Genomic DNA, 23,946 nt, shown 5'->3' with positions numbered 1-23,946 from the left:
GCAATTCAGTCCTTCGGGCGCAGCAGCGGGCGGACGACCTCGCGGGCGTCGTGGATGCGGGACTTGACCGTGCCGAGCGGTGCGCCGACCTCGGCGGCGATCTCCTCGTACGACAGCCCGTAGACGTCGCGGAGCACCAGCGGGGTGACCATCTGGGGACGGTCGCGCTCCAGGGTCTCCAGCGCCTCCAGGAGGTCCAGACGGGTGCCGGCGATCACGCTGGTGGTGCGCGGGTCCGGCTTCTCCATCTGCTCCGGGTTGTGTGCGGCCTGGGCGCTGCGCTTCAGCTTGCGGTACGTCGAGCGGGCCGAGTTCGCCGCGACCGAGTGGACCCAGGTGGAGAAGCTGCTGCGGCCGGAGTACGTGTGGATCTTGGTGGCGATGTTCAGCAGGGCTTCCTGGGCGGCGTCCTCGGCGTCGGCGGAGTACGGCAGGACACTGCGGCAGATGCGCAGGACGCGCGGGTAGATCTGCCGGAGCAGATCGTCCATCGCGTTCTTGTCGCCCGCCCTGGCCTGCTCGGCCAGTACGCCCAGGTCGTCGGTCGGGCTGGTGCTCTCGCTCATCTGCGCCTTTGCTGTCGATCGGCCCCGGCACGGGACACTCCAGTACTCCATAATGCCTTGTATGGGGGTCCCAACCAGACTCGGGCGTTACGTCGTGCGCCGACGCCTGGGCTCAGGCGGTTTCGCTACGGTATGGCTTGCTCACGATGAGCAACTGGATGCCGAAGTGGCGATCAAGGTGCTCGCGGACAACTGGGGCCACGACGACTCGGTCCGGCACCGGTTCCTCGAGGAGGGCCGGTTCCTGCGCCGGGTGGAGTCCGAGCACGTCGTCCAGGTGCACGACGTGGGCGAGCTCGAGGACGGCCGCCCCTTCCTGGTGCTGACGTACGCCGACCGCGGCACGCTGGCCGACCGGCTGAAGGAGAAGCCGCTCCCGCTGGCCGAGGCCGTCGACGTGGTGGTCCAGGTCGGTCGTGGCCTGCAGGCGCTGCACCGGCGGGGTCTGCTGCACCGGGACGTGAAACCGGCGAACGTTCTGTTCCGCAGCACGGACGACGGCGAGCGGGCCGTCCTGTCCGACCTCGGCCTGGGCAAGTCGCTCGACGAGATCTCCCGGATCACGATGCCGGGCGGCACCCCGTCGTACGTCGCTCCCGAGCAGGCGCTGGGGGAGCGACTGGACCAGCGCGCGGACCAGTACTCGCTGGGCGCGGTCGCGTATGCCGCTCTGACCGGGCGCTCGCCGCATCAGGTCGACGGGCTGGGCGCGGCCAGCCGGGTGGAGGTGGCGCCGCCGCCGAGCTCGCTCGGGTTCGAGCTGCCGGAGCAGGTCGACGCCGCGATCGTCCGGGCGCTCGATCCGGACCGGGAGAAGCGCTGGCCGGATGTCCAGTCGTTCACCCGGCAGCTGGTCGGCGGGCTCGACGAGACCACACACGACTTCCCGCTGTCGATCCGCGAAGTGATTGCCGTGGACACGGATCACCTGGGCGCGAAGACGGCGCTGAGCGACGAGAACCAGCCGACGATCGTGAAGCTCGCCGAGCCGTCGGAGTCGGTGGATGCCGCCGCGGGGGCCGTCGTCGTGGCGGAGGCGCCGGCCGAGGAGACGACGGAGAAGGTCGAGGAGCAGCCTGCTCCCGCGGCACCGCCGAAGCCGAAGCGGAAGCGCGGTCGCTGGGTCGTCGCGGCCTTGCTGACGCTGATCGTCGGCGCCGGCGCGGGGTATGCCGGCCAGTGGTACCTGTCCAGCCGTGAGGCGATCGTGGTCTCGCAGGGGAAGTTCCAGGTGACGATCCCGCGGGCCTGGGCGAAGTCGATGGCCCAGACGGACTGGCTCGCGCCGGGCAGCAGTGCCCGGATGCCCGCGTTCCGCGTCAGCCGGGACGCGAACTGGTCGACGGGGACGCCAGGCGTGTTCATCGGTCTGGCCGGATCGAAGCTGGCCCTGCCGGACAACACCGCACTCGGCTGCAAGCCCGGCCCTTCCTTCCCGGGCACGTACGATGACCGGCCGACCACGGACCGGGTTTCCAGTGGGTGCGCCGGGGCGGATATGGTCCTGTTCGAACGGGTCGTCGATCGCGGGGACGGCGGCTCGCTGCTTGTGCAGGTGATCACGCCGGATGCCGGCCGGGCTGCGAAGATCGCCGATTCGGTGAAGTACTCCGACTGAGGAAGTCCCCATGCGTTTTCCGACCGAACGGCGGCTGCTGCCGTCGCCGGCGCTGATCCAGTCTGCTCGCCGCAGGTTCTACCAGCTGCGCTCGACGATCTTCCGCGCCTTCTGGCCGGTCGACTAGTCGACCGTCAGCCAGGTGATGCCGAGCGCAACCAACCACAGGACGCCGCCTGTCCAGGCAAGGATGTGGAGACCTGTGGTGAAGGTCGCGGCGTGGCTCAGAACGGCGCTGTAGAGCGCCACGCCCGCTGCGCCGACAGCCTGCCGGGCGGTGTTGTTGACGCCGCTGGCCAGTCCGGCGCGATCCGGAGGCAGCGCCGCGATCGCTGCGTGCACCACCGCGGCGGTCAGTAGACCCATGCCGACGCCCAGGCCGATCTCTACGGGAATCACCGCCGCGTAGCCGCTGTCAGGGCGAACGATCATCAGACAGAACGACCCGACAGCGCCGAGAGCAAGGCCGAACGACATCGGGAGCCGGGAGCCGTACCGGGCGGTGATACGGCCTGAGATCGGGCCCAGGACGGAGAGCGGCAGCAGAACAGGCAGCAACTCCAGTCCGGCGCGCAATGCGCTTTGGTCCAGATGCTCTTGCAGATAAAGGGTCAGAGCGAGCAGCGTGCCTAGACCAACCAGATTCATCAGGCCGGAGACCACATTGGCGCCGACGAACGCTGCGCCGATTCGCAGCCGGACGTGTGCCTCGCGACGGGCGATCCGGTGTCGTGGCACCATCCGCCAGGCCATTGGCAGGACCAACGCGATGATCGGCAGGTTGACGAGGAAGACCGCGCGCCAGCCAAATCCGCTGACCAGTGCGCCCCCGAGGATGGGTCCGGCGACCAGGGCGAGTGCGCCTGCGCCGGCCCAGATCCCAACCGCGCGGGCCCTTGCGGCGCTGTCGACGTACTGGTCGGTGATGACAGCCAGCGTGCTGGGCAGGAGTAAAGCCGCGCCGACGCCCTGGAGCGCGCGTGCGGCGATCAGGAGCTCGATGTTCGGTGCTACGCCGCACACCAAGGACGCGCAGCCGAAAACCGTCAGTCCGGCGAGGACAGTACGGCGGTGGCCAATCCTGTCGCCCAGCGCTCCGCAGACCAGCAGGAGCCCGGCGAGCGCGATCATGTAGCCGCTGACGACCCACTGCTGCCCGGACGCACTGGTATCAAGACCGGTCCGGATGGTCGGCAGCGCGACGTTGATCACGGTTACGTCGAGCTGGACCAGGAAGATTCCGATGCACAGCAACGCGAGGAGCATGGTTCCAAGCTCCCACCGAAACACTTCGGGTTGCGCCGAAGTATGACGGTGTGACCATGGAGTACATGGGCGGAGATGCTGATGTGGCCCGCGTTGCCGGTCTGATGGCCGAGCCCGCGCGGGCGAAGGTCCTGATAGCGCTGGCGGATGGTCGCGCGCTGCCCGCGTCTTTGCTTGCCTCGGAGGCCGGTGTGTCACCGCAGACGGTCAGCGGGCATCTGCACAAGCTGCTGGACGGCGGACTGGTCGCGGTCGAACGCTCCGGGAGACACAGGTACTACAAGCTGTCCGGACCGGAGGTGGCTGCGGCCGTAGAAGCGTTGGCCCGCCTCGCGAAGCCCCAACCGATCAAGTCACTTCGCCAGAGCACCCGCGCCGCAGCACTCCGCGAAGCGCGCACCTGCTACGACCACCTGGCCGGCCGCCTCGGCGTCGCCCTGCTGGACGGTCTGGTACGCCGGGACGCCCTGACCCGCACCGACGGCGGCAGCGGCGCGGACCGCCGTCCGGACGACCCACTGGCCGCACAACTCCCTGATGGCCCGTATGCGTTGGGTCCCAACGCCACAGAGGTGTTCGCCGAGTTGGGCGTCGACCTGTCCGACCAGCCGTCGCGCCGCCAACTCCTGAGGTTCTGCGTCGACTGGAGCGAACAACGCCACCACCTGTCCGGCCAGCTAGGCGCATCCGTCGTAGACAGCTTCCTGACCCGCAACTGGCTCCATCGCCGCCCCAACCAGCGAGCCGTAGACCTAACCCCCACAGGCCAAAAGGCCCTCGCTGAGCTGGTGGTCCTCTAGATCGTCGAGTCGTCCCGGGTGGCCGAGTCGGCCGCGTGGTCCAGGATGTCCTCCAGTGCGTCCTGGTCCTGGGGCAGCCCGGTAACGGCGATCTCGAAGGTGCACAGGCCATCGCCGTTGGCGACCCACCGGATGATCACATAGCGAAGCGAATTCTCCGGCACGTATGTGTAGACCAGCGTCGCTTCCTTGGTGTCCGGATCCACTGTGTGGGACTTGATCGACAGCATCTGGGCCGCCGGCACCGTCGCGAGCTCCCCGAGCCTCGCGGCCATCGATTCCGACGGTGGCCGGCGGATGGTGAACCCCGCCTCGATCCGGATCCAGCGCTTGCTGGTCGGGTCGGTGTAGCGGCCGATCTTCGGCGGATCCGGCTGGGTGAAGCTCCACGTCCTCGGCACCTTCAGGCGGACGGTCGAACGCACGACGCTCGTCGCGGTGAACTCGCGCACCCGGTAGTCGAGATCGTCGGTCTGCAGGGCCTTGGTGTCGTCCGGGACGATCTTCTTCGGCGGCGGGGTCGGGGTGCTGGACGGCGTCGCCGATGGATCCGGAGTGAGCGTCATCGGAAGTGGCGCCGCGGTGCCCGCGATGCTCGGCTCCTCGGTGAGGAACAGGCCGACGCCGTACCCGCCGGCGCCGCCGACTCCGGCGAGCGTGAGCAGGCCGGCACCGAGCAGCGCCCGCCGCGACACGTTCCTCTTCACGCCCCCACCTTCCCCAGCTCCCTACTCAAAGAAGACACCTGAGTCCACTCTCAGGTTGCATGCTCCCGCGTAACGATTCCGTGAAAGCGATCAGCCCACTTCGTGGACCGAGGTCGTGGCGTGCTGGAGCACCTCGTCCAGGGCCGCGGCGTCCTCGGGGATGCCGGTGATGCTCATCTCGACGTTCGTCAGCTGCCCGTCGATCGCGATCCAGCGGACGATCACGTAGCGGAGCGTCTTGCCCGGGATGTAGGTGTAGATCAGTGTCGCGACCGGGCGGGCGTCGCCGTCCTCGCCGTCGACCACGTCGGTGGTGTGGCTGACGATCTGGACGTCGTTCTCCGGGGCCTGGCTCTTCTTCAGGTCGACGATGAGCTGGGCCATCTCGTCGGCCGGCGTCGTGTCAACCGGCTCGATGGCCTCGACCCGGACCCCGCGCTCCTTGCGGTCGTCCAGGTACTTCACCTCCTGCGGCCGCTTCGGGTCCCGCGTCAGGTGCCAGCCCTGTGGGGCGTCGATCGAGAGCTGGACGGAGGGCTCGTCCTGCGGGGTGACGGTGAAGGTGCGGCTGGTGTAGTCGAGGCCGGGCTGCAGGGGGTCGAGGTTGCTCGGCACCGGGGTCTTCACCGGCAGGGATGGCTCCGTCGGAGTCGGTGACGGGGACTGGGACACGGTGCCTAGGGGGCCTGCGGTGCCGGAGGCGGTTGGGTCGGGGGTGTCCAGGCGGTCGCCGGTGTAGTAGCCACCACCGACGCCGAGCGCCAGGGCCAGCAGCAGAAGGCCGGCCAGGAGGACTCGTCTCACGCTTGCACCGGTCCACAGGTCGGCCGGGAGGACATGGCGGGACCGCCGGGCAGCGGCACGAGGTACGGCGTACCGGCCGGACGTGGGGAGGCGGTCACGGGCACGTCGCCATCTTCTCAGGAGAGGTGGGCACGAGCCCAAAACCCCCGGCGGAGACCTTTTCACACCGACTAGGACTGAATCCTTTCAATGAGGCCTTGACACCCTCCATGGGTCGTCCGTACCGTCCCGGTGACAAAAGTAACACGATCTTTCGGTTACTTCACATTGTTAGCCGGTACGTCGGCGCTCAGGAGGAACCATGGCATTCGATCGGTCCATCAGCCGGAGGCGGCTCTTGCAGCTGGCCGGCGGGGCCACCCTCACCGCCACCGCAGCCGGCGCGCTGGCAGCCTGCGGCGGCGGCAACGGCAGTTCGTCCTCCGGCGGCACCCTCAAGGTGATCGGCGCGGGCAGCCAGGAAGCCGGCCTGCGGAAGGCCCTCGACGACTACAAGAAGGCGCACTCCGACCTCGACTTCAACCTCTCGTTCTCGCCGGCCGACCAGCTGCAGACCGCGCTCCGGGCGCAGCTCGCGGCCGGCAACGCGCCCGATGTGCATGCGGTCTACCCGGGCAACGGCAGCGCGATGTCGATGGTCCAGCTGAGCAAGGCCAACCTGCTCGCCGACCTCAGCGATCAGTCCTGGACGCAGAAGATCCCCACCGGGTTCAAGGGGGCGTTCCAGAACGACGGCAAGACCTTCATCTTCTCGCCCGGCACCAGCGTGCTCGGGGCGATCTACAACAAGAAGGCGTTCGCGACCGCGGGCGTCGAGGTCCCGACCACCTGGTCGGAGCTCTTGACGGTCTGCGACAAGCTGAAGAAGAAGGGCATCGTGCCGATCGCGCTCGGCGCGCAGACGCCGTGGGTCACCCAGCTGATCGACTATGCGCTTGTCCCCGGCACGGTGTACGCGAATACGCCGGACTTCGACGACAAGATGACCGCCGGGAGCGCGTCGTTCGTGGACTCCGGCTGGGCGGACGCGATGGACAAGTACCTGGAGCTGCAGAAGAAGGGCTTCTTCAACGACAACCCGAACGGCACGACGTACGAACAGGCCACGTCGATGGTCGGCACCGGCAAGGCGGCCATGGCCGTCCAGGTGTCCGCCGTGCTGCAGGCCTTCCGGGCCGCGTCGCCGACGCCGGACGACCTGGGCATGTTCCCGTTCCCGGCCACCGATGTCGCCGCCGACAACTGGATCCCCGGTGGAGTGGTGGTCGGTATCGCGATCAGCGCGAAGAGCAAGAAGGCCGAGCAGGCGAAGAAGTTCGTCGAGTACTGCGGTCAGCCGGAGGTCGTCAACGCCTGGGCCGAGGCCGTCGCGTGTGTGCCGCTGTACTCCGACGGCGACGCCAAGGTCGACCCGGTGCTCAAGCCGTTCCTGCCGTACCTGAAGGACAACAAGGCCGTTCCGTTCATGGACCAGCGCTGGCCGAACGCCGAGGTGCAACCGACGCATTTCGCCGTCGTCCAGGAGCTTCTCGGCGGCAAGACGACGGTCCCGGCCGCGTTGAAGAAGATGGACGAGGCCTACCGGAAGAGCGCATGACGATCACTGCGCAAGCGGTACGGCAGGACGCGGTCAAGGCGCCGCGGCGCCGCGGCGGGATCGCGCCGCCGTGGTTGTTCGCGGTGCCGGCGCTGCTCGTCTACGTGTTGGTGGTGCTGTACCCGGCGCTGTCCGGCGCCGGGTCCGCGTTCACCGACTGGTCCGGAGTCGGGGCGCAGCGGTCGTTCGTCGGCGTGGACAACTTCAAGCAGTTGTTCCACGACGACCAGGCGTTAGGAGCCTTGCGCAACACGTTGCTGCTGACGGTGGCGATCGTCGTCGTCCAGAACGGCATCGGGCTGCTGCTGGCGCTCGGCGTACACACCAACATCAAGAGCCGGATGGCCCTGCGGGTGGTCTTCTTCGCGCCCGTGGTGGTGAGTCCGGTGATGGTGTCGTTCCTGTGGAAGTACGTCTACAACCCGGCGCCGGGCGCGGGCCTGAACGCGGCGCTGGGCGCGATCGGCCTGGGCGCACTCCGGCAGGACTGGCTCGGCAACCCGTCGCTGGCGATCTGGTCGGTGGCCTTCACCGTGATCTGGCAGTGCGCCGGGTACTCGATGGTGATCTTCCTGGCCGGTCTGGAAGGGGTGCCGGCCGAGTTGCACGAGTCCGCGATGGTCGACGGCGCCGGCACGGTGGCCCGCTTCCGCCACATCACCTGGCCGCTGCTCGCGCCGGCGGTGACGATCAACCTGATGCTGTCGACAGTCGGCGGGCTGACGCTGTTCACCCAGATCATCGCGATGACCAACGGCGGTCCCGGGTACGCGACCGACACCTTGTCGACGGTGCTGTACAAGCAGGCCTTCGTCTACGGGAAGTTCGGCTACAGCACCGCGATCGCGCTGGTCCTGGCGATCTTCGTGGCAGCGGTGTCGTTCATCCAGATCGGGTACCTGCGATCGAGGGAGACGGCGGCATGAAATACCGTCCGCGGACGTTCGTGCTGGAAGTCGTGATGGTGGCAGTCGCCATCGCCTTCCTGTTCCCCGTGTATGCGCTGGTGACGCTGGCGTTCAAGGATCCGGGGCAGATCGCCAACAAGCCGCTCTCGCTGCCGGATCCGCCGTCGGTCGGGAGCTTCGGCGAGGCCTGGCGGTCGGCGTCGCTCGGATCCGCGTTGCTGAACAGCACGCTGATCACCGTCAGCAGCGTGATCGTCCTCATCGTGCTCGGCTCGCTGGCGGCGTACTTCCTGGCCCGGACGGCGAGCCGGCTCAGCTACAGCCTGTACATCCTGTTCCTGGTGGGCATCATCCTGCCCTTCCAGCTCGGGATGATCCCGCTCTACCAGCTGGTCAACAACCTGGGGCTCCTCGGCACGTATCAGGGCATGATCCTGTTCTACACCGGCATCCAGCTGCCCTTCACGGTGTTCCTCTACACCGGTTTCATCCGGTCGTTGCCGGCCGACTACACGAACGCCGCGCTGATCGACGGAGCCTCGCACCTGCAGGCGTTCGCGCACGTGATCTTCCCGCTGCTGCGGCCGATCACCGGGACCGTGCTGATCCTCAACGCGGTGCACATCTGGAACGACTTCTTCACCCCGCTGCTCTACCTGGGCGGATCCGGGCGGGAGACCGTGCCGGTCCGGGTGTTTGCCTTCGTCAACGAGTACACGTCCGACTACGGGCTGGTCGCGGCCGGTCTGGTGCTCGCGGCGCTGCCGATCCTGATCGTCTTCCTGCTTCTCCAGCGCTACGTCATCCGCGGCTTCTCGAGCGGACTGAAGGGATAACTGTGACTCTTCCGCCCAGCCTGGCAGCGGTTCTCGCCGATCCGCCCAGGGCGTTCTCGCCTGCACCGATCTGGTGGTGGAGCGGCGAACCGCTCGACCCAGAGCGGTTGCGCTGGCAGCTCGAGAGGTTCGTGGCGGGCGGCGTGTACCAACTCGTCGTACTCAACCTCGCCCCGGCCGGCACGGACCACGGTTGCGACGCCGACGACCCGCCGTTCCTGTCGGAGGAGTGGTGGTCGATCTTCCTCGGCGTCTGCGACGACGCGGCCGAGCTGGGGGTGTCGCTGTGGTTCTACGACCAGCTCGGGTTCTCCGGCGCGGACATCCAGGCGCGCCTGGTGGCCCGGCAACCGGCCTACGCCGGCCGGCGGCTGGAGCGGCTGACGACGACCGGATCCGGCCGGCTGGAGGTACGGTGCCCGGCCGGCGGCCGGGTGATCTCGGCAACCGTGGAGCCGTCGGGCCCGGTTGCCGTCGACGACGCCGGTGCTTGCGCGCGGGTCGACGCCGAGTCGCGACTGTCGTTGTACTACGAGATCGACCACGGATTCGACTATCTCGGTACGGCGGCGTGCAGGGCGCTCCTGGACCAAGTACACGGTGAGTTCGAGCGTCGGCTCGGTGATCGCCTGGGGAGCGTGGTTGTCGGATCGTTCCAGGACGAGCTGCCGTCGGTGCCCACTTGGTCCGCCGACTTCGCCGAGCGTTTCGAAGCCCGGTACGGCTACGACCTCCGGGACCGGCTCGGTGCGCTCTGGGATCTCGCCGTACCCGACGGGGACCGGGTCCGCCGCGACTACCACGCCTTGCGCGCCGCATTGGCCGAGGAAGCGTTCTTCCAGCCGTTGCACGCGTGGCACGACAAGCACGGGCTGATCGTGGGCTGTGATCAGCAGGATCCGGCCAGGACCGGCGAGCCGGTCGCCGGTGTCCAGTTGTACGCCGACTACGCCCGGACGCATCGCTGGTTCAGCGCCCCGGGCTCGGATCATCACGGCGACGCCCGGATCCACTCGTCGCTCGCCCACCTCTACGGCCGGCCACGGACCTGGCTCGAGGCGTTCCACTCGACCGGCTGGGGCGGGACGCTCGAGGAGACCTACGACTGGCTGCTGCCCTGGATCCGGACCGGCGCGACGCTCTACAACCCGCATGCCGTCTACTACACGACCCGGGCCGGGTGGTGGGAGTGGGCGCCGCCGTCGACCGACTGGCGCCAGCCCTACTGGCGGCACCACAAGCTCTTCGCCGACGCGGTGTCCCGGCTGTGTGCCGCTCTGTCGCTCGGGAGACACGTCTGCGATGTGGCAGTGCTGTTCCCGACTGCGGTCGCGCAGGCGGATCTCGGCTTCGACGGGCCGGGCGAGCGGGCCGAGCGCGCGCAACGGGTCTACCGCGAGCTCGTCGGGGACGCGACCTGGTTCGCGCCCGCGCCGGGTGTGCTCGACCGGGCCCGGATCGACGCGGACGTGATCGACGACGACTCGCTGACCGGCGCTGAGATCGGGCCCCGACCACAGCTGCTCGTGGCCGACGAGGCGTACGCCGCCATTGTGTTGCCAGCAGCAACTGTTCTCGAGGCGCCGGTGGCCGAGCGACTCGCCGGGTTCGCCGCCGCGGGCGGGTTGGTCGTGGCGGTGGGCGACGTTCCCGCCGAACTGACGAACCAGCCGGTGGTCAGGGTGGACTCGGCCGCGGACGTTCCCGAGGCTTTGGCCCGCCTGCCGCGACGAGTCGAGTCGGAGTTGCCGGTGCTCGCCCGGGAGGTGGACGGCGCGCTGGTCGTGTTCGCCACGGCGACCGAATGGAGTGCCACCCGGATCGAGGGGGAGCCGGTCGGACGGGGAATCAGCCACGAGTGGGCCGGTGTCGGGTACACCTTCGACCCAGGGCGGTACGAGCACTCGACGACGTTGCGGGTCCGCGAGGCGCCGGGCGCGCCACTGCTGGTCGACCCTGTCGACGGTACGTCGAAGCCCCTTCCGCACAAGGTGATCGGGGCCGTCACCGAGGTCGTCGTGCCGTTCGATGCCGGCCCGGCCGCGCTCGTGGTCTTCGCGCCGGGCGGTCAGGAGAGCGCGGCTGTTCACGCACCGGAGCGTGCGGTGGAGGTCTTGACGGGGTCGTGGGAGTCCACACTGATTCCCACGCTGGACAACTCGTGGGGTGATTTCGCCTGGCCGGCCTCGGCGCCGTCGGCCGAAGTTGTGGTCGAGCGCTGGGCGTTCGACCACCGGGTAGGGGATTCTCCGGACTGGCAGCCGGCGCATGCGACGTTCGGGCCGCACGGTCTGATCGACGGCGTGCAGGTGGAGTACTCCGAACGGCTGGGGATCCGCAAGGACCACATTCACCGCCACGCTCTCGGTCCGAAGGGGCATGTGCCGGAAGACTTCCTCGATCTCGGGACGGTGCCGGCCGGGCGCACCGTGACCTACGTCGCGACCTTCGACCTCGCCGAAGATCTGCAGGCCACGGCGGTCGTCAGTGCGGTCGCCGCCAAGGAGCTTCTGATCGACGGGCGGCCGGTGGCGATCACCGACAACGGCGGTCAGTTCGGCTCCGCGCCGGTAGAGCTGGCGGCCGGCGAACATCGCCTGGAGCTGCGGCTCACCCCGGCGGAGGAGCTGCGGCTGCGGGCGAATCTGGCCTTCGTTCGCGACCCCGCGGCGTACCGCCGTCCCGAGTGGATCGCCGCGACCGAGCCGCCTGCCGAAGGCAGCACGATCCGCTTCAGCACGACCGTCGTACCAGCGGACGAGACCCGGTTGACCGTCACGGCTCGAGGGTCCGCGCGGGTGCTGGTGAACGGTGCGGAGGTCGGCCGGCAGGGCGGCTTCCTGCCGTACGAGCGGCCGACTCCCCGGGTACGCCGGTACGACGCGGCCGCCGCGCTCCGGCCCGGAGCCGAGAACACGATCGCGATCGAGGTCACGCGGCCGTACCCGATCCTGGTGGACGGTCTGGTGGTCTCGGACGACGACTGGCAGGTCCACGTCGACGACTCGCCGGCAGGCGTGGTGAGGCAGCGGCCGTGGCATCGATCGCTGGCCGATCTGTACCTCGACCGTCGTCCGCATCCGCTCCCGCAGGCGGCCTGGCTCGACGGTACGGCCGGTGGCGTGGTCGAGCCCGTCACGTTCGCGGTTCCGCGGGAATCGGCGGAGCGGACCGAACAGCTGCGCTTCGACCTGCCGCCCGGAGCCGTCCGGCTGGAGGCCGACCTGGTGTGCGATGCGGAGCTGATCGTCGACGGACTGCAGTTGGCGGCAGGCCGCGGCTCCCTGACAGCCGCGGTTCCGGCCGGAGCGCGCACCGCGTCCCTCGTGGTCCGCACGAGGCCCGGTCATGAGGGCGGCGCCGTCCTCGCCGGTCCGGTCCGGGTCGTCGTTGGGACCGGGACGATCGAGCTGGGCGACTGGGCGGATCAGGGGTTGGCGGAGTACAGCGGCGGGGTTCGGTACAGCCGATCGATCGAGGTCCCGGCGGGCGGTCTCGCGAGCGTCGACCTCGGTCGCGTCCGTGGTACGGCCGAGGTCCTGATCGACGGCGTGAGTGTCGGGGCGCGGTTCTGTTCGCCGTACCGCTATCCGCTGGCCGGCATTTCGCCGGGACCGCACACGCTCACCATCGAGGTCTTCAACACCGCCGCTCCCTACCTGGATGCCGTCAGCCCAACCCACTTCGTCTCTGCCGGGCAGAACGTGTCCGGCCTCTTCGGCCCCGTCGTACTGCGGGAGTCATCCGGTTGAGCTGGCAGGGAGATAAGTTCTGGGCTCATCGAACGGAGGGGGATCTGCATGATGAAGAAGAGTTGGGCTGTGGTCGCCGGGGGCCTCGCGATGGCCGGTCTCGCGTTCTTCGCGAGCGCTCCGGCGGAGGCTGCTCCCACATCGGGCGCCACGGTGTCTGCTGTGAAGGACACGCTGCTGCCCGGGCAGAAGTTGCTGGCCGGTCAGTACATCCGGTCGCGGAGCGGGGTCTTCACGTTGATCATGCAGCCGCGCGGGGAGGTCCAGCTGCTCCAGCGCGGGGTGTCGTTGCCGTTGTGGAAATCCGGGACCTGGCGGCCGGGCTCCGTGCTGGTGATGGGTACGGACGGGACGCTCCAGGTGATCTACGGCCGGACGAAGATCTGGTCGATGAGCATCAAGAGCGCCGGCGCCAAGCTGGTGCTGCCGGACAACGGGAACCTGGCGATCTACAACACCCGCGGCAAGGCGGTCTGGAACCGGCACATGGTGATCGGCACACTGATGCCGCAGAGCCAGCTCCATGCCCCGGACCCAGCAGGACGTGAAGTGATCATGTACTCCGTCAACCGGGTCTACACACTCAAGTTCCTGACCACCGGCAACCTGGTCTTGCTGAAGAACGGCACCACCGTCCTCTGGAGCACCGGGAAGAAGGGCTGGCCGGAGTCCTACGGGTCGGTCGCACCGGACGGCACGTTCTACACCTTCAACAAGTTCGGTGACATCAGCTGGATGTACGAGACCCGCCGCGCCGGCAGCGTCGTCCAGCTCCGCGACGACGGGCACCTCGTGATGGTGAACGGCCGGACGGTCGTCGGGACGCTCTTCTAATAGACCTCGATCCGGTCGAGGCTGATGACCGTACTGCCCGACGCCGGGTTCTTGTCGCCGGTGACCCGCACCTTCAGCGTGTGGGCTCCGGCGGCGAGCGTCGGACTGATGTACATGAGCTGCTCGCCGACGCGGATCGAGCTGTAGTAGTCGATCCGCTGCTCGGGGCCGCCGTCGACGGAGATCGCCGCGATCCCGTTGCCGGTGTCGGCGACGCTGAGCAGGGCCGCGCGTGTGCCGGTGAAATGGATCGTGGCGGTCGCGTTCGTCTCACCGCTCCAGTGGTCGTTGCCCCAGAAGCACTGGTTGCCGCACCCCGATCCCGAGCTCCAGTTGCCGGCGTACTCGACCGCGGTGTCGGTGTCGTTGATCCAGTAGTTCGACGAACCCGGGTCGCCCGACGGCAGGTCCTGGGTGGCGCCGGCCGCGAGCGGCCGGCCGAGGTTGGGCGTGCCGTCGGCGTTCCAGCTGATCTTCTGGACCCGGGTCGTGCGGAACGAGTACGTGTAGGTGCTGGTGTTCTTCCCGTGGTACGCGATCCAGTCCTCGGTCCCGTCCGGCGACTTGAAGAACGAGTGATGCCCCGGACCCCACACGCCGGTCTCGTCGTTGCGGGAGAAGATCGGGCCGGCGTGCTGCACCCAGTTCGACGCGACCATCGGGTCGGCGCCGTTCGCGATGCTCTTCATCCACAGTTGGTAGTCCGGCTTGCCGGTGTCGCACGTCGAGTAGGTCAGGAAGGTACGCGTCGCGCCGTACAGCGGGGTGGGCCCTTCACGGACCTCCGAGCAGCCGCCGTCCGCCGGGATGGCGACCCGGTCACCGACTGACGTCCACGGATTGCTCATCCGGACGATGTACAGCTGCGCCGGTCCGCCCTGGCCCCGGCCGGGCCCGGTCCAGACGAAGTACTGCTCGCCGTTGACGGTGATCGGCTCGCCGTCGATCGCGTACTCGCCGAAGTCCGCGATCTTCGCCTCGAAGCTGTACGGCCCGAGCGGGTCGTCGCCGGCCGACTCGAGGACGTACATCCGGTGGTTGGCGTCCACTCCGTCCGAGGCTGTGTAGTAGATGTACCAGCGGCCGCCGACGTGGCGGAACGCCGGCGCCCACATCTGCGTGTTGCGGCTGGTGTCCGAGTCCCGCCACACCACCTGCTCGGGTTGCACGAGCAGCGTCGCGAGGCTCGGCGACGACCAGATCCCGATCCGGTCGCCGCGGGTGGTCGCGACGTAGTACCGGCCGTTGTAGAACATCAACGACGGATCCGCGGACGGATTCACCGGGTTCCGGAAGGTCTGCGAGGACACTGCGCTCTCCTGCTTCTCGGCGGCGGGAGCGTTGGCCCCGACCGAGCCGGTCAGGAGTACGGCGAGCAACGTGCTGAGGACGGGGCGGAACCTCATGACGGACACCTTCCGGGCTGTGGCGGACCAACTCCCTGGATGAACAGTCGTACGACGGTTTTACCATCGTTGTAAACCCTTCAAACAAGGATCGAACGGTCCGCCACGACGAACCCGGGGTCACCGCTCGTTCTGGACCGCCTTCTGCGCCGCCTTGACCGCCTTCTGGGCCTTGTTGATGTTGTCGGCGCTGGACTTGAGGGCCTCCTTGTAACCCGGCATCCCGCGCAGCTCACCGAGGTCCTTCTGGTGCTGCTTCGCGCCCTTGAGCTGCTCCTGCGCCGCCTCGAGTTGGTCCTGCGGACTGGCCTTTCCCCAACGTCCCATGGTGATTCCTTTCATCGGTTCGTCGTGCTGACGAGGGCTGGGACGAGACCGCAGAACCGCGAGTTCCGGGTGCGGCACCCTTTCGATCTGGGTCGAAAGGAACCTGGTGATGGGGTATGGCGTCTCACCGCACATGAAGCTCAAGGTGCGGGTCGTGCACTACCGGCACGACTGCTGGTACGCCGACATCGACGACGCGGACGATCGTCAGCCGGACGATCCCTACTGGTACGCCGACGGTTGCCGTACGCAGGCCGACGCGATCGCGCTCGCCTGCTCCCAGCTCGCCGCCCTCGACCAGGCCGTTGCCGCCGGCACCTTTCCGCACCGGATCAGCGAGACCGTCGCCGCCTGATCCCGCGACTCCCCCGGGGCGCGCCCGTAACACATCGTCACGGTGACTGGATGTAACCCCCGAGGGGGAACTCACCATGGCAACTTTCAACTCACCACCGGGCTGGCCGGCTCCGCCGACCCCTGGTTGGCAACCACCACCTGGCTGGCAGCCGGACCCGTCCTGGCCGCCTGCTCCGCCGGGATGGGCGTTCTGGCTGAACACCCGCGGATTGCGTGCCCGCGGACCGAACGGACGGTACGGCGCTGAGCCTCCGGTGAAGCTGATCGCGGGATGGGTCGCGGGTGCGATCGCGTTCATCGTGATCCTGGGGGCGATCGGGGCCAGCAACAGTCCGGCGGCGCTCTCGTCGACGCCGAAGCCGACGGTGACTGTCGCCGGTCCGACGACGACGGTGACTGTCGCCGGTCCGACGACGACGGTGACGGTTCCCGGGGCGCCGGTCACCGTGCAGCAGACGGTTCCGGGGCCGACGGCAACAGTGACCCAGCCGCCGCTGCCTGCTCGCACGGTGACGGTCACGGCGCCGCCGACGAGCAGCAAGACCACGCGGACCACCGCACCGGTGCCGCTGGCTCGAAACACCCAGAGCACCGAGCCCGAGAAGACGAGCGCTCCGTCGAGCACGACGTACTACGCCAACTGCGCGGCCGTCCGGGCGGCGGGCAAAGCGCCGCTGTATCGGGGCGATCCCGGGTACTCCGCGCATCTCGACCGCGACAACGACGGTGTCGCTTGCGAGTAGGCACCGCCCGCCACGCTGTGTATCCACAGAATTACCTGTGGATAAAGGGTGTGAGCTGTGGATATGTGGACGGTTGCTGTGGACAACCTGCGCATTGGCTGTGGATGAGGCAACTAATGCCGGTGCCGATGCACATGCAGTCCGGCTGGTGAGAGAGCGGTTGCCGGGCCGGGGTTCTGGTGGTGAGATAAGTGGCCGTGCGCCGGACGAAACTTTACGAAGATTTATCCGTGACCTTCGGCGCGCCAGGTCGTTGATCTGTCAGGCAGTTCGTGATCAGCGGATCGCTGGGGAATCCGGAGGGACCGCTCGTGCATAAATTCAACACACCACCCGACTGGCCTGAGCCGCCGAGCGAGACGTGGCGCCCACCGATCGGCTGGGAGCCCGACCCGGCGTGGCCCGAGGCGCCGGCCGGCTGGGGCTTCTGGACCAGCCGCAACGGCCGCCGCAGCAGCGGTCCGATCGGTGCGTACGGCGCTGTCGACGCGGGCCGCCTCGAGCTGGCCGCCGTCGACCCGGCTCTGGTGCTGATGCACGCCTGACCATCCATTCGGCTCCCGCAGGCACACTGGCTGCGGGAGCCGTGTTGTGTCCGCGTTCGGTCAGAGGGCTGGCGCGTTCTTATCGTCTTCTGGTGTTATGTTATCAACCTAGATAACACTCACTTGGGAGGCGCTTCGTGGGCTGGATCGGTCTCGACCTCGGCACGCAAAGTGTGCGGGCCGTGCTGGCCGATGCCAAGGGCCGCGTTCTGGCCCGTGCAACACGTCCGCTCGCCAGCCATCGTGACGGCGCACGCCACGAGCAGGATCCACAGACCTGGCTCGACGCCGTCGACGCGGTCCTGGCCGAGGTCGGCGCGGCCGAACTCGACGGCATCGCGATCTGCTCGACCTCCGGCACCTTCCTCCTCACCGACCGCGCCGGCCGGCCCGTCACGCCCGCCTTGATGTACGACGACGCGCGCGCGGCCGCCCGTCGCGACCACATCGTGGACGTCGACCCGGACCGCTGGGCCAACAGCATGCAACCCACCTGGGCCCTGCCGAAGATCCTCGATCTCGTCGCTGACGGTCACGACCTCGCCGACCGCCGAGTCGTCCACAGTGCCGACTTCGTCGCCGCTCACCTCGTCGGTCACCCGGTCGCGACCGACACCAGTCACGCCCTCAAGACCGGCTACGACCTGGTCGCCGACGCCTGGCCGGCCGCGGCCTTCGACAAACTCGGCCTCCCGCTGTCGGCCTTTCCCGAGGTCGTCCGCCCAGGTGCCGAACTCGGTCGCACTCCTTCCGGCGTCCCCGTCCACGCCGGCATGACCGACGGCTGCGCCGCCCAGATCGCCGCCGGCGCCCTGAGTCCCGGCGCCTGGAACTCGGTCCTCGGCACGACGCTCGTCCTGAAAGGCGTCAGCAACGACCTGCTCACCGACCCCACCGGCGCCGTCTACAGCCATCGTCATCCCGACGGCGGCTGGCTCCCTGGCGGTGCCTCCAGCACGGGTGCCGGCGTACTCACCGAGATCCTCCCCGGAGCCGACCTCGACGCCCTCGGCCGCGCAGCCGAGGTCGCAGGCCCGATCAATGCCGTCACGTACCCGTTGACCAAGACCGGTGAGCGGTTCCCGTTCGTCGCACCCCAGGCCGAGCGCTTCACCCTCGGCAGCACCCCCGACGACCTGCACAGGTACGCCGCCGTGCTGCAAGGAGTCGCCTTCATCGAGCGGCTCGCGTTCGAGCACCTGGAGACGCTCGGCGCCGACCCGGTCCGCTCGGTCTCGCTCACCGGGGGCGCCACCCGGAGCGACTACTGGAACCAGCTCCGCGCCGACGTCCTCGGCGTACCCGTCGAGCTTCCGGCCGTACCGGATCCGGCGTACGGGATGGCTCTGCTGGCCGCGTCCGGCGGGACCGATCTCACGGGCACCGCGCGCCGCATGGTCCGCGTGGACCGCGTCCTCGAACCGCGCGACCGACCACTCGACGACCTGTACGGCGAGTTCGTCGCGGAGCTCGACCGCCGGGGGTACCGGGGATGAGAACGACGATCGTCCTGGCCCGCCACGGCCGGACCGAGTGGCATCACGGCAACCGCTACACCGGCTCGACCGACCTCCCGATCGACGAGGTCGGCGTACGGCAGGCGCAGCAGTTGAAGGACTGGGCCGTCGACTACGCGCCGGACGCGCTCTGGGCGTCGCCGATGCTGCGGGCCCGGCAGACCATCGCGCCGACCGCGGAAGCCCTCGGCCTGACGCCGACCGTCGACGCGAGGTTGCGGGAGGTCGACTTCGGGTCGGCCGAGGGGAAGATGCTCAGCGAGCTGCCCCCGGCGGTGGCGAAGGCGTTCGTGCTGGACCCGGTCGTCGACCACTTCCCGGGCGGTGAGCATCCCGCCGACGCGGCCGACCGGGTGCACGAGGTGCTGGCGGAGATCGCCGAGCGGCACGAGGGCCGGCGGGTCCTCGTCGTCGCGCACAACACCCTCATCCGCCTGCTCGTGTGCAGGGTGCTCGGACTGCGGCTGAACGACTACCGCAGACTGCTACCTGCGCTCGGTCCCGCGGCGCTGGTGCGTTTCCGGTGGCAGGACGGCACAGTGGGTCTCGAGGCGTACAACGTTCCAGCACTACGTTTGGAGACCCAGGCATGACATCGGATGTCGATGGTGACACCACCGAACTGAGCCGTCCCGCGCGCCGGCAGGCCGAGATCGCGGCGTACGTCGTGAAGCACGGCTCGGTCTCGGCGAACGACCTGGTCGAGGCGTTCGGGGTGAGCGTAATGACGGTGCACCGCGACCTGGACGAGCTCGAGCGGCAGGGTGTGGTCCGAAAGTACCGCGGCGGCGTGAGCGCGCAGCCGACCAGCGTGTTCGAGAGCAACGTCGCGTACCGGCTGAACACCGCGCACGCGGAGAAGACCGCGATCGCCCGGCACGCACGGGCGATGATCGAGCCGGGGATGTCGGTGATGCTCGACGACTCGACCAGCGCCCTGGCCCTGGTCGACCTGTTCGAGGACATCACCCCGTTGACCGTGGCAACGAACTTCTTGCCGGCGATCACCCGGCTGGCCCAGCTCCGCGACATCACCCTGCTCGCCCTCGGCGGGATCTACTCCGCGACCCATGACTCGTTCGGCGGGATGCCGTGCGCGGAGGCGGTCGAGGCGCTGCACACCGACCTGCTGTTCTGCTCGGTGTCCGCGGTCTCGTCGACGCACGCCTTCCACCAGGAGGAGGAGATCGTCCTGGTGAAGCGGGCGATGTTGCGCTCGGCAAAGACCAAGGTGCTGCTGGTCGACCACGCCAAGCTGCAGCGCACCGCCCTGCACCGGCTCGCCCCGCTGACCGACTTCGACATCGTGATCGTCGACGAGAAGACCCCGCAGGACCTGATCACATCGCTGCGTGACCACGGCGCGACCGTGGAGGTCGCAAAACTCTAGGAGGGGGAGTGCATGGACGTCGGCGTCGACGTGGGCACCACCGTCACCAAGGCAGTCGCGTTCGACGCCGCGGGGCGCCCGCTGGCCGTGGCATCACGACCGACCAGGCTGTTGCACCGCGGTGCCGGGCGCTTCGAGCAAGAGGCTCTCGAAGTAGTTGCCTCGGTCAACGAGGTGGTCGGTGAACTCGCCGCCACAGTCGGAACGGAGCCCGGCGTACTGGCGATCACCGCCCAGGGCGACGGTCTCTGGCTGGTCGACGGCGCAGGTACGCCGGTGCGCCCGGCGATCTCCTGGCTGGACGCGCGGTCCAGTTCGATCCTCGAGGATTGGACCGCGGACGGTGTCGCCGAGCGGGTGTTCCGGCGGTCGGGGAATCGGATGTTTCCCGGGGCATCGGGTCCGCTGCTGGCCGCCGTACGCGCGGAAGAGCCCGAGGTGATCGAGCGCGCTGGTACGGCGGCGTACTGCAAGGACGTGGTGATGCAGGCGCTCACCGGGGTGCGGGAGACGGATGTGTCCGATGCCTCGGCGCCATTCCTCGATCCGAGGACTGGTGAGTACGACGACGAGGCACTCGCAGCAACGGGGTTGGCTGAGCTGCGGCACCTCCTCGCGCCGGTTGCCTCCGCCGGTCCGGTGGGCGAACTGCGTGATGACTCGACCGGGATGGCCCGCGGGACCAGGGTGTCTGCCGGGCCGTACGACCTTCCGGCCGCTGCCGCCGGCGCCGGTGTGACGGAGCCCGGTGACGCGCTCCTGACGGTCGGTACAACGTTGGCGTGTCAGGTCGTTACCCGTGAGCTGCCCGTCGACGGCGAGCCGGCCGGACTGTTCCTCGGCACCTGGACCCCCGGCGTCTGGCTGCGGGCGATGCCCGCCATGGTCGGTACGGCGGCCCTCGATCGCGTGCTAGCGCTTGTCGGCGTCGGCACCGACGACCTCCCCTCGCTGCTCGCGGGCAGCAGACCCGGCGCATCCGGCGTCACGGTTCTGCCCTACTTGTCAGAGGCTGGCGAACGCGCGCCGTTCGTCGACACCCGCGCCCGCGGCACGATCGACGGCATCTCGCTGTCCACGACCACGGCCGACCTGGTCCGCGCGACCTGCGAAGGGATCGCGTACGCCGCTCGTCACTGCCTCGAAGCAGCCGGCTGGAGCGGACGCTTGACGGTCTGCGGCGGCGGTGCCCGGAGCAGCGAGTGGACCCAGATCCTCGCCGACGTACTGAACGCGCCGCTGCACACCGCCGAGGCCGAACAGGTCGCCGCCCGCGGTGCGGTGATCTGCGCACGGCGGGCCGCCGAGCCCGACAGTGCCGGCGCGGAGTGGATCGCCGAGACCCGCCAGGTCGACCCGGATCCGGACCGCGCCACGTTCTACGCCGAGGGATACGCCCACTACCTGCGTCGGATCGAGGCGGCCCGCCCGCGCTGGTCCGACCCAGCACCTATCTACACAGGAGATCGATGAGAACCGTCAAGACTCTGCTCGCCGGCGACCACTTCGTGCGCAACGACCTGCTCGCGGCGGCGCTCAGCACGATCCCGGACGTCGCGTTCGAGTTTCGTGAGGTCACGTTGCCGTGGCCGCTGACGCCGTACGCGCGGGTCGCCGAGGTCGACGAGGCCAGCGATGTCGAGGACCAGCTGATCGAGGCGCTGGCCGGGGTCGAGCTCGCGGTGACACAGATGGGGCCGTTCACGGAGCGGGTGCTGGATGCCGCGCCCGACCTGCGGTTCCTGGTCGTCTGCCGGGGCGGGCCCGTGAATGTGAACGTTGCCGCCGCGGCCAAGCGTGGGATCGCCGTCGCGTCGACGCCCGGACGCAACGCGGTCGCGGCCGCCGAGCACGCGGTCGCGCTGATGATGGGTGCCCTGCGCAACCTTCCGCGGCTGCAGCGGACGCTGGAGCAGGGGGAGTGGCGCTCCGACCTTTATGCGTACGACGAGTGCGGGCTCGAGCTCGACGGATCCACCGTGGGGCTGGTCGGGTACGGCGCGATCGGGCAACGGGTCGCGAGGGTGATGCTGGCCTTCGGCGCGCGGGTCCTGGTCGCTGATCCGTTCGTGGATGAGGCACCGGAGGGCATCGAGTTGGTGGAGCTCGACGAACTGCTGCGGCGGTCCGACGTGGTGAGTCTGCATGCCCGGTTGACCGATCAGACCCGCGGGATGATCGGCGCGGAGCAGATCGCGTCCATGCCGCGCGGCGCCGTACTGGTGAACACTGCGCGTGGTGGGTTGCTCGACTACGACGCAACGGTCGATGCACTGGAGTCGGGGCAGCTGGGAGCCGCGGCGTTCGACGTGTTCCCGGCCGAGCCTCTTCCCGCGGGGTCGCGGTTGCTGACCGCGCCGAATATCGTGATGACGCCGCACCTGGCTGGCGCCACCCGCCAGACCGCCCTCCGCGCCGGCTCGATCGCGGCCGAGGCCGTGGCGGCCTTCCTAGCTGGAAAGGACCCGGTAGGACTGGTCTCCGCGTAGCCGGGGCACAGGGGACAGAACCATGAAACTGGCAACATCCAGCACCTGGATCGAACTTCTTCTGCTGCTGATCGCGTTCGTGCTGTCGATGATCATCGGGATCGAGCGGCAGGTGCGGCAGAAGAGCGCCGGGATGCGGACACATACGCTGGTCGGCACCGGCGCGGCACTGTTCACGCTGGTCTCCGGGTTCGGCTTCAGTGCCGTCCTCGGGACCGAGGTCAACCTGGACCCGTCCCGGATCGCGGCCCAGATCGTGTCCGGAGTCGGCTTCCTCGGCGCCGGCGTGATCTTCATGCGCCGCGACGTGGTCCGCGGTCTCACGACGGCCGCCACGATCTGGATGACGGCGGCGATCGGGATGGCGTGCGGCGCCGGGATGCCGCTGCTCGCGGTCGCCGCGACTGTCCTGCATCTGGTCACGGTCGGCCCGTTCGCCCGGCTCGGCCGGTTCCTGCCGTCGCCGGACCGCCGCCGCATCGTCACGGTGCGCTACGACGACGGTTCCGGCGTACTGCGGTCGATCCTGGCGACTGCTACGTCGATGGGGTTCGAGGCGTCGGTGCTCGGGACCGAGGTGCACGGGGACGGGGCTCGGCCGCAGGTCCGTGCATCGATGCGATTCACCGGGCGACCACCGTTGCAGGATCTGGTGGTCGCGCTGGACGACCTCGACGGGGTCACCGGGGTGCGGTTGCGGAACGACGACGACGAGGATTGAGATCATCAGCTAAGCTGATGGTATGAGCGCTTCTGACGACGCCGCGCACGAGATCCGCACCAGCCTGTTCCGGCTGGTGCGCAGGCTGCGTCAGGAGCGCCCCGAGGGTCAGCTCAGCTATTCCCAGTTGAACGTGCTCGGATGGTTGGAGCGCGAGGGGCCGATGACCAACGCCGACCTGGCCGCCGCCGAGCGCGTCACCCCGCAGACCATGATGCGCGCCACGACGGATCTGGTCACCGGCGGTTTCATCAGTCGTGCTGATAATCCCGCTGACCGTCGTCAGGTCCTCCTCGAGATCACGGCTACCGGCGCCACCCTGGTCCGGGACGACCGCCGGCGTCGCGACACCTTTCTCGCGAAAGCCATGGACGCCACCCTGACCCCCACCGAGCAGGACCTCCTCCACCTGGCCGCCCGCCTCATGAACCAGCTCTCCGAGGTACCGGAGTGACCCCCGACCCCCCGCCCATCCCACCCGCGCCACCCGCACCACCCGCACCACCCGCGCCACCCGCGCCGGCTCAAGCCAGGCGGTCGGCATCTGAGGGGTTGACCCCTCAGATTGTGGGTTGGCCCCTGGGAGTCGGGGTTCCGAACCCACCAACTGCGGGGTCAACCCCTCAGATGGCGCCATCCGCGCTCCCCGCGCTGCGGGCGCCATCCGCGCCATCCGCGCCATCCGCGCCATCCGCGCCATCCGCGCCATCCGCGCCATCCGCGCCATCCGCGCCATCCGCGCCATCCGCGCCATCCGCGCCAT

23 protein-coding genes are annotated in these 23,946 nt (G+C 68.9%); 17 read left to right on the top strand and 6 right to left on the bottom strand.

Annotated elements, in window-relative coordinates; all coding sequences use genetic code 11:
- Positions 1-5 precede the first annotated feature (5 nt).
- On the bottom strand, positions 6-566 hold the full coding sequence (locus ACIA58_RS04145; RefSeq protein WP_396402117.1) for an RNA polymerase sigma factor: 561 nt from the start codon (positions 564-566) through the stop codon (positions 6-8).
- A gap of 52 nt (positions 567-618) precedes the next feature.
- Here ACIA58_RS04145 and ACIA58_RS04140 point away from each other — a divergent pair, with 52 nt between their 5' ends.
- Complete coding sequence (locus ACIA58_RS04140; protein ID WP_396402116.1) at positions 619-2,184, top strand: serine/threonine-protein kinase; 1,566 nt, start codon at positions 619-621, stop codon at positions 2,182-2,184.
- Positions 2,185-2,307: 123 nt separating this feature from the next.
- Here ACIA58_RS04140 and ACIA58_RS04135 read toward each other — a convergent pair whose 3' ends face one another.
- Positions 2,308-3,450 (bottom strand): MFS transporter, encoded by a 1,143-nt coding sequence (locus ACIA58_RS04135; protein WP_396402115.1) that lies wholly within the window; start codon positions 3,448-3,450, stop codon positions 2,308-2,310.
- A 56-nt stretch (positions 3,451-3,506) separates the two neighbouring features.
- On the opposite strand from ACIA58_RS04135, the gene ACIA58_RS04130 reads away from it, so the two are divergent.
- Complete coding sequence (locus tag ACIA58_RS04130; protein ID WP_396403304.1) at positions 3,507-4,250, top strand: ArsR/SmtB family transcription factor; 744 nt, start codon at positions 3,507-3,509, stop codon at positions 4,248-4,250.
- Here ACIA58_RS04130 and ACIA58_RS04125 read toward each other — a convergent pair.
- Both ACIA58_RS04125 and ACIA58_RS04120 read right to left on the bottom strand, forming a co-directional pair.
- On the bottom strand, positions 4,247-4,957 hold the full coding sequence (locus ACIA58_RS04125) for a hypothetical protein (protein ID WP_396402114.1): 711 nt from the start codon (positions 4,955-4,957) through the stop codon (positions 4,247-4,249). The genes ACIA58_RS04130 and ACIA58_RS04125 overlap by 4 nt on opposite strands.
- A 90-nt stretch (positions 4,958-5,047) precedes the next feature.
- Positions 5,048-5,761 (bottom strand): hypothetical protein, encoded by a 714-nt coding sequence (locus ACIA58_RS04120; protein WP_396402113.1) that lies wholly within the window; start codon positions 5,759-5,761, stop codon positions 5,048-5,050.
- 301 nt (positions 5,762-6,062) lie between these two features.
- Between ACIA58_RS04120 and ACIA58_RS04115 the strand changes: the two genes are divergently transcribed.
- From ACIA58_RS04115 to ACIA58_RS04095, 5 genes are read left to right on the top strand one after another with little or no spacing between them, the layout of a single operon-like run.
- Positions 6,063-7,358, top strand: coding sequence for an extracellular solute-binding protein (locus tag ACIA58_RS04115; RefSeq protein ID WP_396402112.1), 1,296 nt, complete (start codon positions 6,063-6,065; stop codon positions 7,356-7,358).
- On the top strand, positions 7,355-8,284 hold the full coding sequence (locus ACIA58_RS04110) for a carbohydrate ABC transporter permease (RefSeq protein WP_396402111.1): 930 nt from the start codon (positions 7,355-7,357) through the stop codon (positions 8,282-8,284). Before ACIA58_RS04115 ends, ACIA58_RS04110 begins: the two co-directional genes overlap by 4 nt.
- The gene (locus tag ACIA58_RS04105; protein ID WP_396402110.1) at positions 8,281-9,102 is read left to right on the top strand and encodes a carbohydrate ABC transporter permease; all 822 of its coding nucleotides are present in this window, start codon (positions 8,281-8,283) and stop codon (positions 9,100-9,102) included. The genes ACIA58_RS04110 and ACIA58_RS04105 overlap by 4 nt, the downstream gene beginning before the upstream one ends.
- A gap of 2 nt (positions 9,103-9,104) precedes the next feature.
- Entirely contained in the window at positions 9,105-12,854 is a 3,750-nt protein-coding gene (locus ACIA58_RS04100) for a hypothetical protein (protein ID WP_396402109.1), read from the top strand.
- 48 nt (positions 12,855-12,902) lie between these two features.
- Positions 12,903-13,688 carry a hypothetical protein gene (locus tag ACIA58_RS04095; RefSeq protein WP_396402108.1) on the top strand — a complete coding sequence of 262 codons (786 nt, stop codon included), beginning with the start codon at positions 12,903-12,905 and terminating at the stop codon, positions 13,686-13,688.
- On the opposite strand, the gene ACIA58_RS04090 is transcribed toward ACIA58_RS04095, so the two are convergent.
- Positions 13,685-15,094, bottom strand: coding sequence for a glycoside hydrolase family 43 protein (locus tag ACIA58_RS04090; RefSeq protein WP_396402107.1), 1,410 nt, complete (start codon positions 15,092-15,094; stop codon positions 13,685-13,687). The genes ACIA58_RS04095 and ACIA58_RS04090 overlap by 4 nt on opposite strands.
- A gap of 120 nt (positions 15,095-15,214) precedes the next feature.
- Positions 15,215-15,421 carry a hypothetical protein gene (locus ACIA58_RS04085; protein ID WP_396402106.1) on the bottom strand — a complete coding sequence of 69 codons (207 nt, stop codon included), beginning with the start codon at positions 15,419-15,421 and terminating at the stop codon, positions 15,215-15,217.
- A 109-nt stretch (positions 15,422-15,530) separates the two neighbouring features.
- Here ACIA58_RS04085 and ACIA58_RS04080 point away from each other — a divergent pair, with 109 nt between their 5' ends.
- The 10 genes from ACIA58_RS04080 (at position 15,531) to ACIA58_RS04035 (ending at position 23,637) form a co-directional block, all read left to right on the top strand.
- A complete protein-coding gene (locus ACIA58_RS04080; protein WP_396402105.1) occupies positions 15,531-15,776 on the top strand; it encodes a hypothetical protein in 246 nt (81 codons plus the stop codon).
- A gap of 76 nt (positions 15,777-15,852) precedes the next feature.
- Positions 15,853-16,521, top strand: coding sequence for an excalibur calcium-binding domain-containing protein (locus ACIA58_RS04075; RefSeq protein ID WP_396402104.1), 669 nt, complete (start codon positions 15,853-15,855; stop codon positions 16,519-16,521).
- Between the two features lie 311 nt (positions 16,522-16,832).
- Positions 16,833-17,066, top strand: coding sequence for a hypothetical protein (locus ACIA58_RS04070; protein WP_396402103.1), 234 nt, complete (start codon positions 16,833-16,835; stop codon positions 17,064-17,066).
- A gap of 137 nt (positions 17,067-17,203) precedes the next feature.
- A complete protein-coding gene (locus tag ACIA58_RS04065; protein WP_396402102.1) occupies positions 17,204-18,562 on the top strand; it encodes an FGGY-family carbohydrate kinase in 1,359 nt (452 codons plus the stop codon).
- Positions 18,559-19,176, top strand: a complete 618-nt coding sequence (locus tag ACIA58_RS04060) for a histidine phosphatase family protein (RefSeq protein ID WP_396402101.1) — start codon at positions 18,559-18,561, stop codon at positions 19,174-19,176. Before ACIA58_RS04065 ends, ACIA58_RS04060 begins: the two co-directional genes overlap by 4 nt.
- A complete protein-coding gene (locus ACIA58_RS04055; RefSeq protein WP_396402100.1) occupies positions 19,173-19,973 on the top strand; it encodes a DeoR/GlpR family DNA-binding transcription regulator in 801 nt (266 codons plus the stop codon). Before ACIA58_RS04060 ends, ACIA58_RS04055 begins: the two co-directional genes overlap by 4 nt.
- A 12-nt stretch (positions 19,974-19,985) precedes the next feature.
- Positions 19,986-21,446, top strand: coding sequence for an FGGY family carbohydrate kinase (locus tag ACIA58_RS04050; RefSeq protein WP_396402099.1), 1,461 nt, complete (start codon positions 19,986-19,988; stop codon positions 21,444-21,446).
- Entirely contained in the window at positions 21,443-22,462 is a 1,020-nt protein-coding gene (locus ACIA58_RS04045; protein WP_396402098.1) for a 2-hydroxyacid dehydrogenase, read from the top strand. Before ACIA58_RS04050 ends, ACIA58_RS04045 begins: the two co-directional genes overlap by 4 nt.
- A gap of 22 nt (positions 22,463-22,484) precedes the next feature.
- The gene (locus ACIA58_RS04040; protein ID WP_396402097.1) at positions 22,485-23,183 is read left to right on the top strand and encodes an MgtC/SapB family protein; all 699 of its coding nucleotides are present in this window, start codon (positions 22,485-22,487) and stop codon (positions 23,181-23,183) included.
- 22 nt (positions 23,184-23,205) lie between these two features.
- Positions 23,206-23,637, top strand: coding sequence for a MarR family winged helix-turn-helix transcriptional regulator (locus tag ACIA58_RS04035; RefSeq protein WP_396402096.1), 432 nt, complete (start codon positions 23,206-23,208; stop codon positions 23,635-23,637).
- Positions 23,638-23,946 lie beyond the last annotated feature (309 nt).

The organism is Kribbella sp. NPDC051586 (genome assembly GCF_044453965.1).
Lineage (GTDB): Bacteria > Actinomycetota > Actinomycetes > Propionibacteriales > Kribbellaceae > Kribbella.
The sequence above is the reverse complement of the archived record's forward strand: the minus strand, read 5'-3'. Positions and strand labels throughout refer to the sequence as shown.

Excerpts from the sequence above, each read along its gene's own strand:
- ACIA58_RS04060 (WP_396402101.1), top strand. The coding sequence starts at position 18,559 with ATGAGAACGACGATCGTCCTGGCCCGCCACGGCCGGACCGAGTGGCAT.
- ACIA58_RS04055 (WP_396402100.1), top strand. The coding sequence starts at position 19,173 with ATGACATCGGATGTCGATGGTGACACCACCGAACTGAGCCGTCCCGCG.
- ACIA58_RS04130 (WP_396403304.1), top strand. The coding sequence starts at position 3,507 with ATGGAGTACATGGGCGGAGATGCTGATGTGGCCCGCGTTGCCGGTCTG.
- ACIA58_RS04110 (WP_396402111.1), top strand. The coding sequence starts at position 7,355 with ATGACGATCACTGCGCAAGCGGTACGGCAGGACGCGGTCAAGGCGCCG.
- ACIA58_RS04135 (WP_396402115.1), bottom strand. The coding sequence starts at position 3,450 with ATGCTCCTCGCGTTGCTGTGCATCGGAATCTTCCTGGTCCAGCTCGAC.
- ACIA58_RS04115 (WP_396402112.1), top strand. The coding sequence starts at position 6,063 with ATGGCATTCGATCGGTCCATCAGCCGGAGGCGGCTCTTGCAGCTGGCC.
- ACIA58_RS04095 (WP_396402108.1), top strand. The coding sequence starts at position 12,903 with ATGATGAAGAAGAGTTGGGCTGTGGTCGCCGGGGGCCTCGCGATGGCC.
- ACIA58_RS04090 (WP_396402107.1), bottom strand. The coding sequence starts at position 15,094 with ATGAGGTTCCGCCCCGTCCTCAGCACGTTGCTCGCCGTACTCCTGACC.
- ACIA58_RS04105 (WP_396402110.1), top strand. The coding sequence starts at position 8,281 with ATGAAATACCGTCCGCGGACGTTCGTGCTGGAAGTCGTGATGGTGGCA.
- ACIA58_RS04050 (WP_396402099.1), top strand. The coding sequence starts at position 19,986 with ATGGACGTCGGCGTCGACGTGGGCACCACCGTCACCAAGGCAGTCGCG.
- ACIA58_RS04040 (WP_396402097.1), top strand. The coding sequence starts at position 22,485 with ATGAAACTGGCAACATCCAGCACCTGGATCGAACTTCTTCTGCTGCTG.
- ACIA58_RS04045 (WP_396402098.1), top strand. The coding sequence starts at position 21,443 with ATGAGAACCGTCAAGACTCTGCTCGCCGGCGACCACTTCGTGCGCAAC.
- ACIA58_RS04085 (WP_396402106.1), bottom strand. The coding sequence starts at position 15,421 with ATGGGACGTTGGGGAAAGGCCAGTCCGCAGGACCAACTCGAGGCGGCG.
- ACIA58_RS04035 (WP_396402096.1), top strand. The coding sequence starts at position 23,206 with ATGAGCGCTTCTGACGACGCCGCGCACGAGATCCGCACCAGCCTGTTC.
- ACIA58_RS04075 (WP_396402104.1), top strand. The coding sequence starts at position 15,853 with ATGGCAACTTTCAACTCACCACCGGGCTGGCCGGCTCCGCCGACCCCT.
- ACIA58_RS04140 (WP_396402116.1), top strand. The coding sequence starts at position 619 with ATGCCTTGTATGGGGGTCCCAACCAGACTCGGGCGTTACGTCGTGCGC.
- ACIA58_RS04145 (WP_396402117.1), bottom strand. The coding sequence starts at position 566 with ATGAGCGAGAGCACCAGCCCGACCGACGACCTGGGCGTACTGGCCGAG.
- ACIA58_RS04080 (WP_396402105.1), top strand. The coding sequence starts at position 15,531 with ATGGGGTATGGCGTCTCACCGCACATGAAGCTCAAGGTGCGGGTCGTG.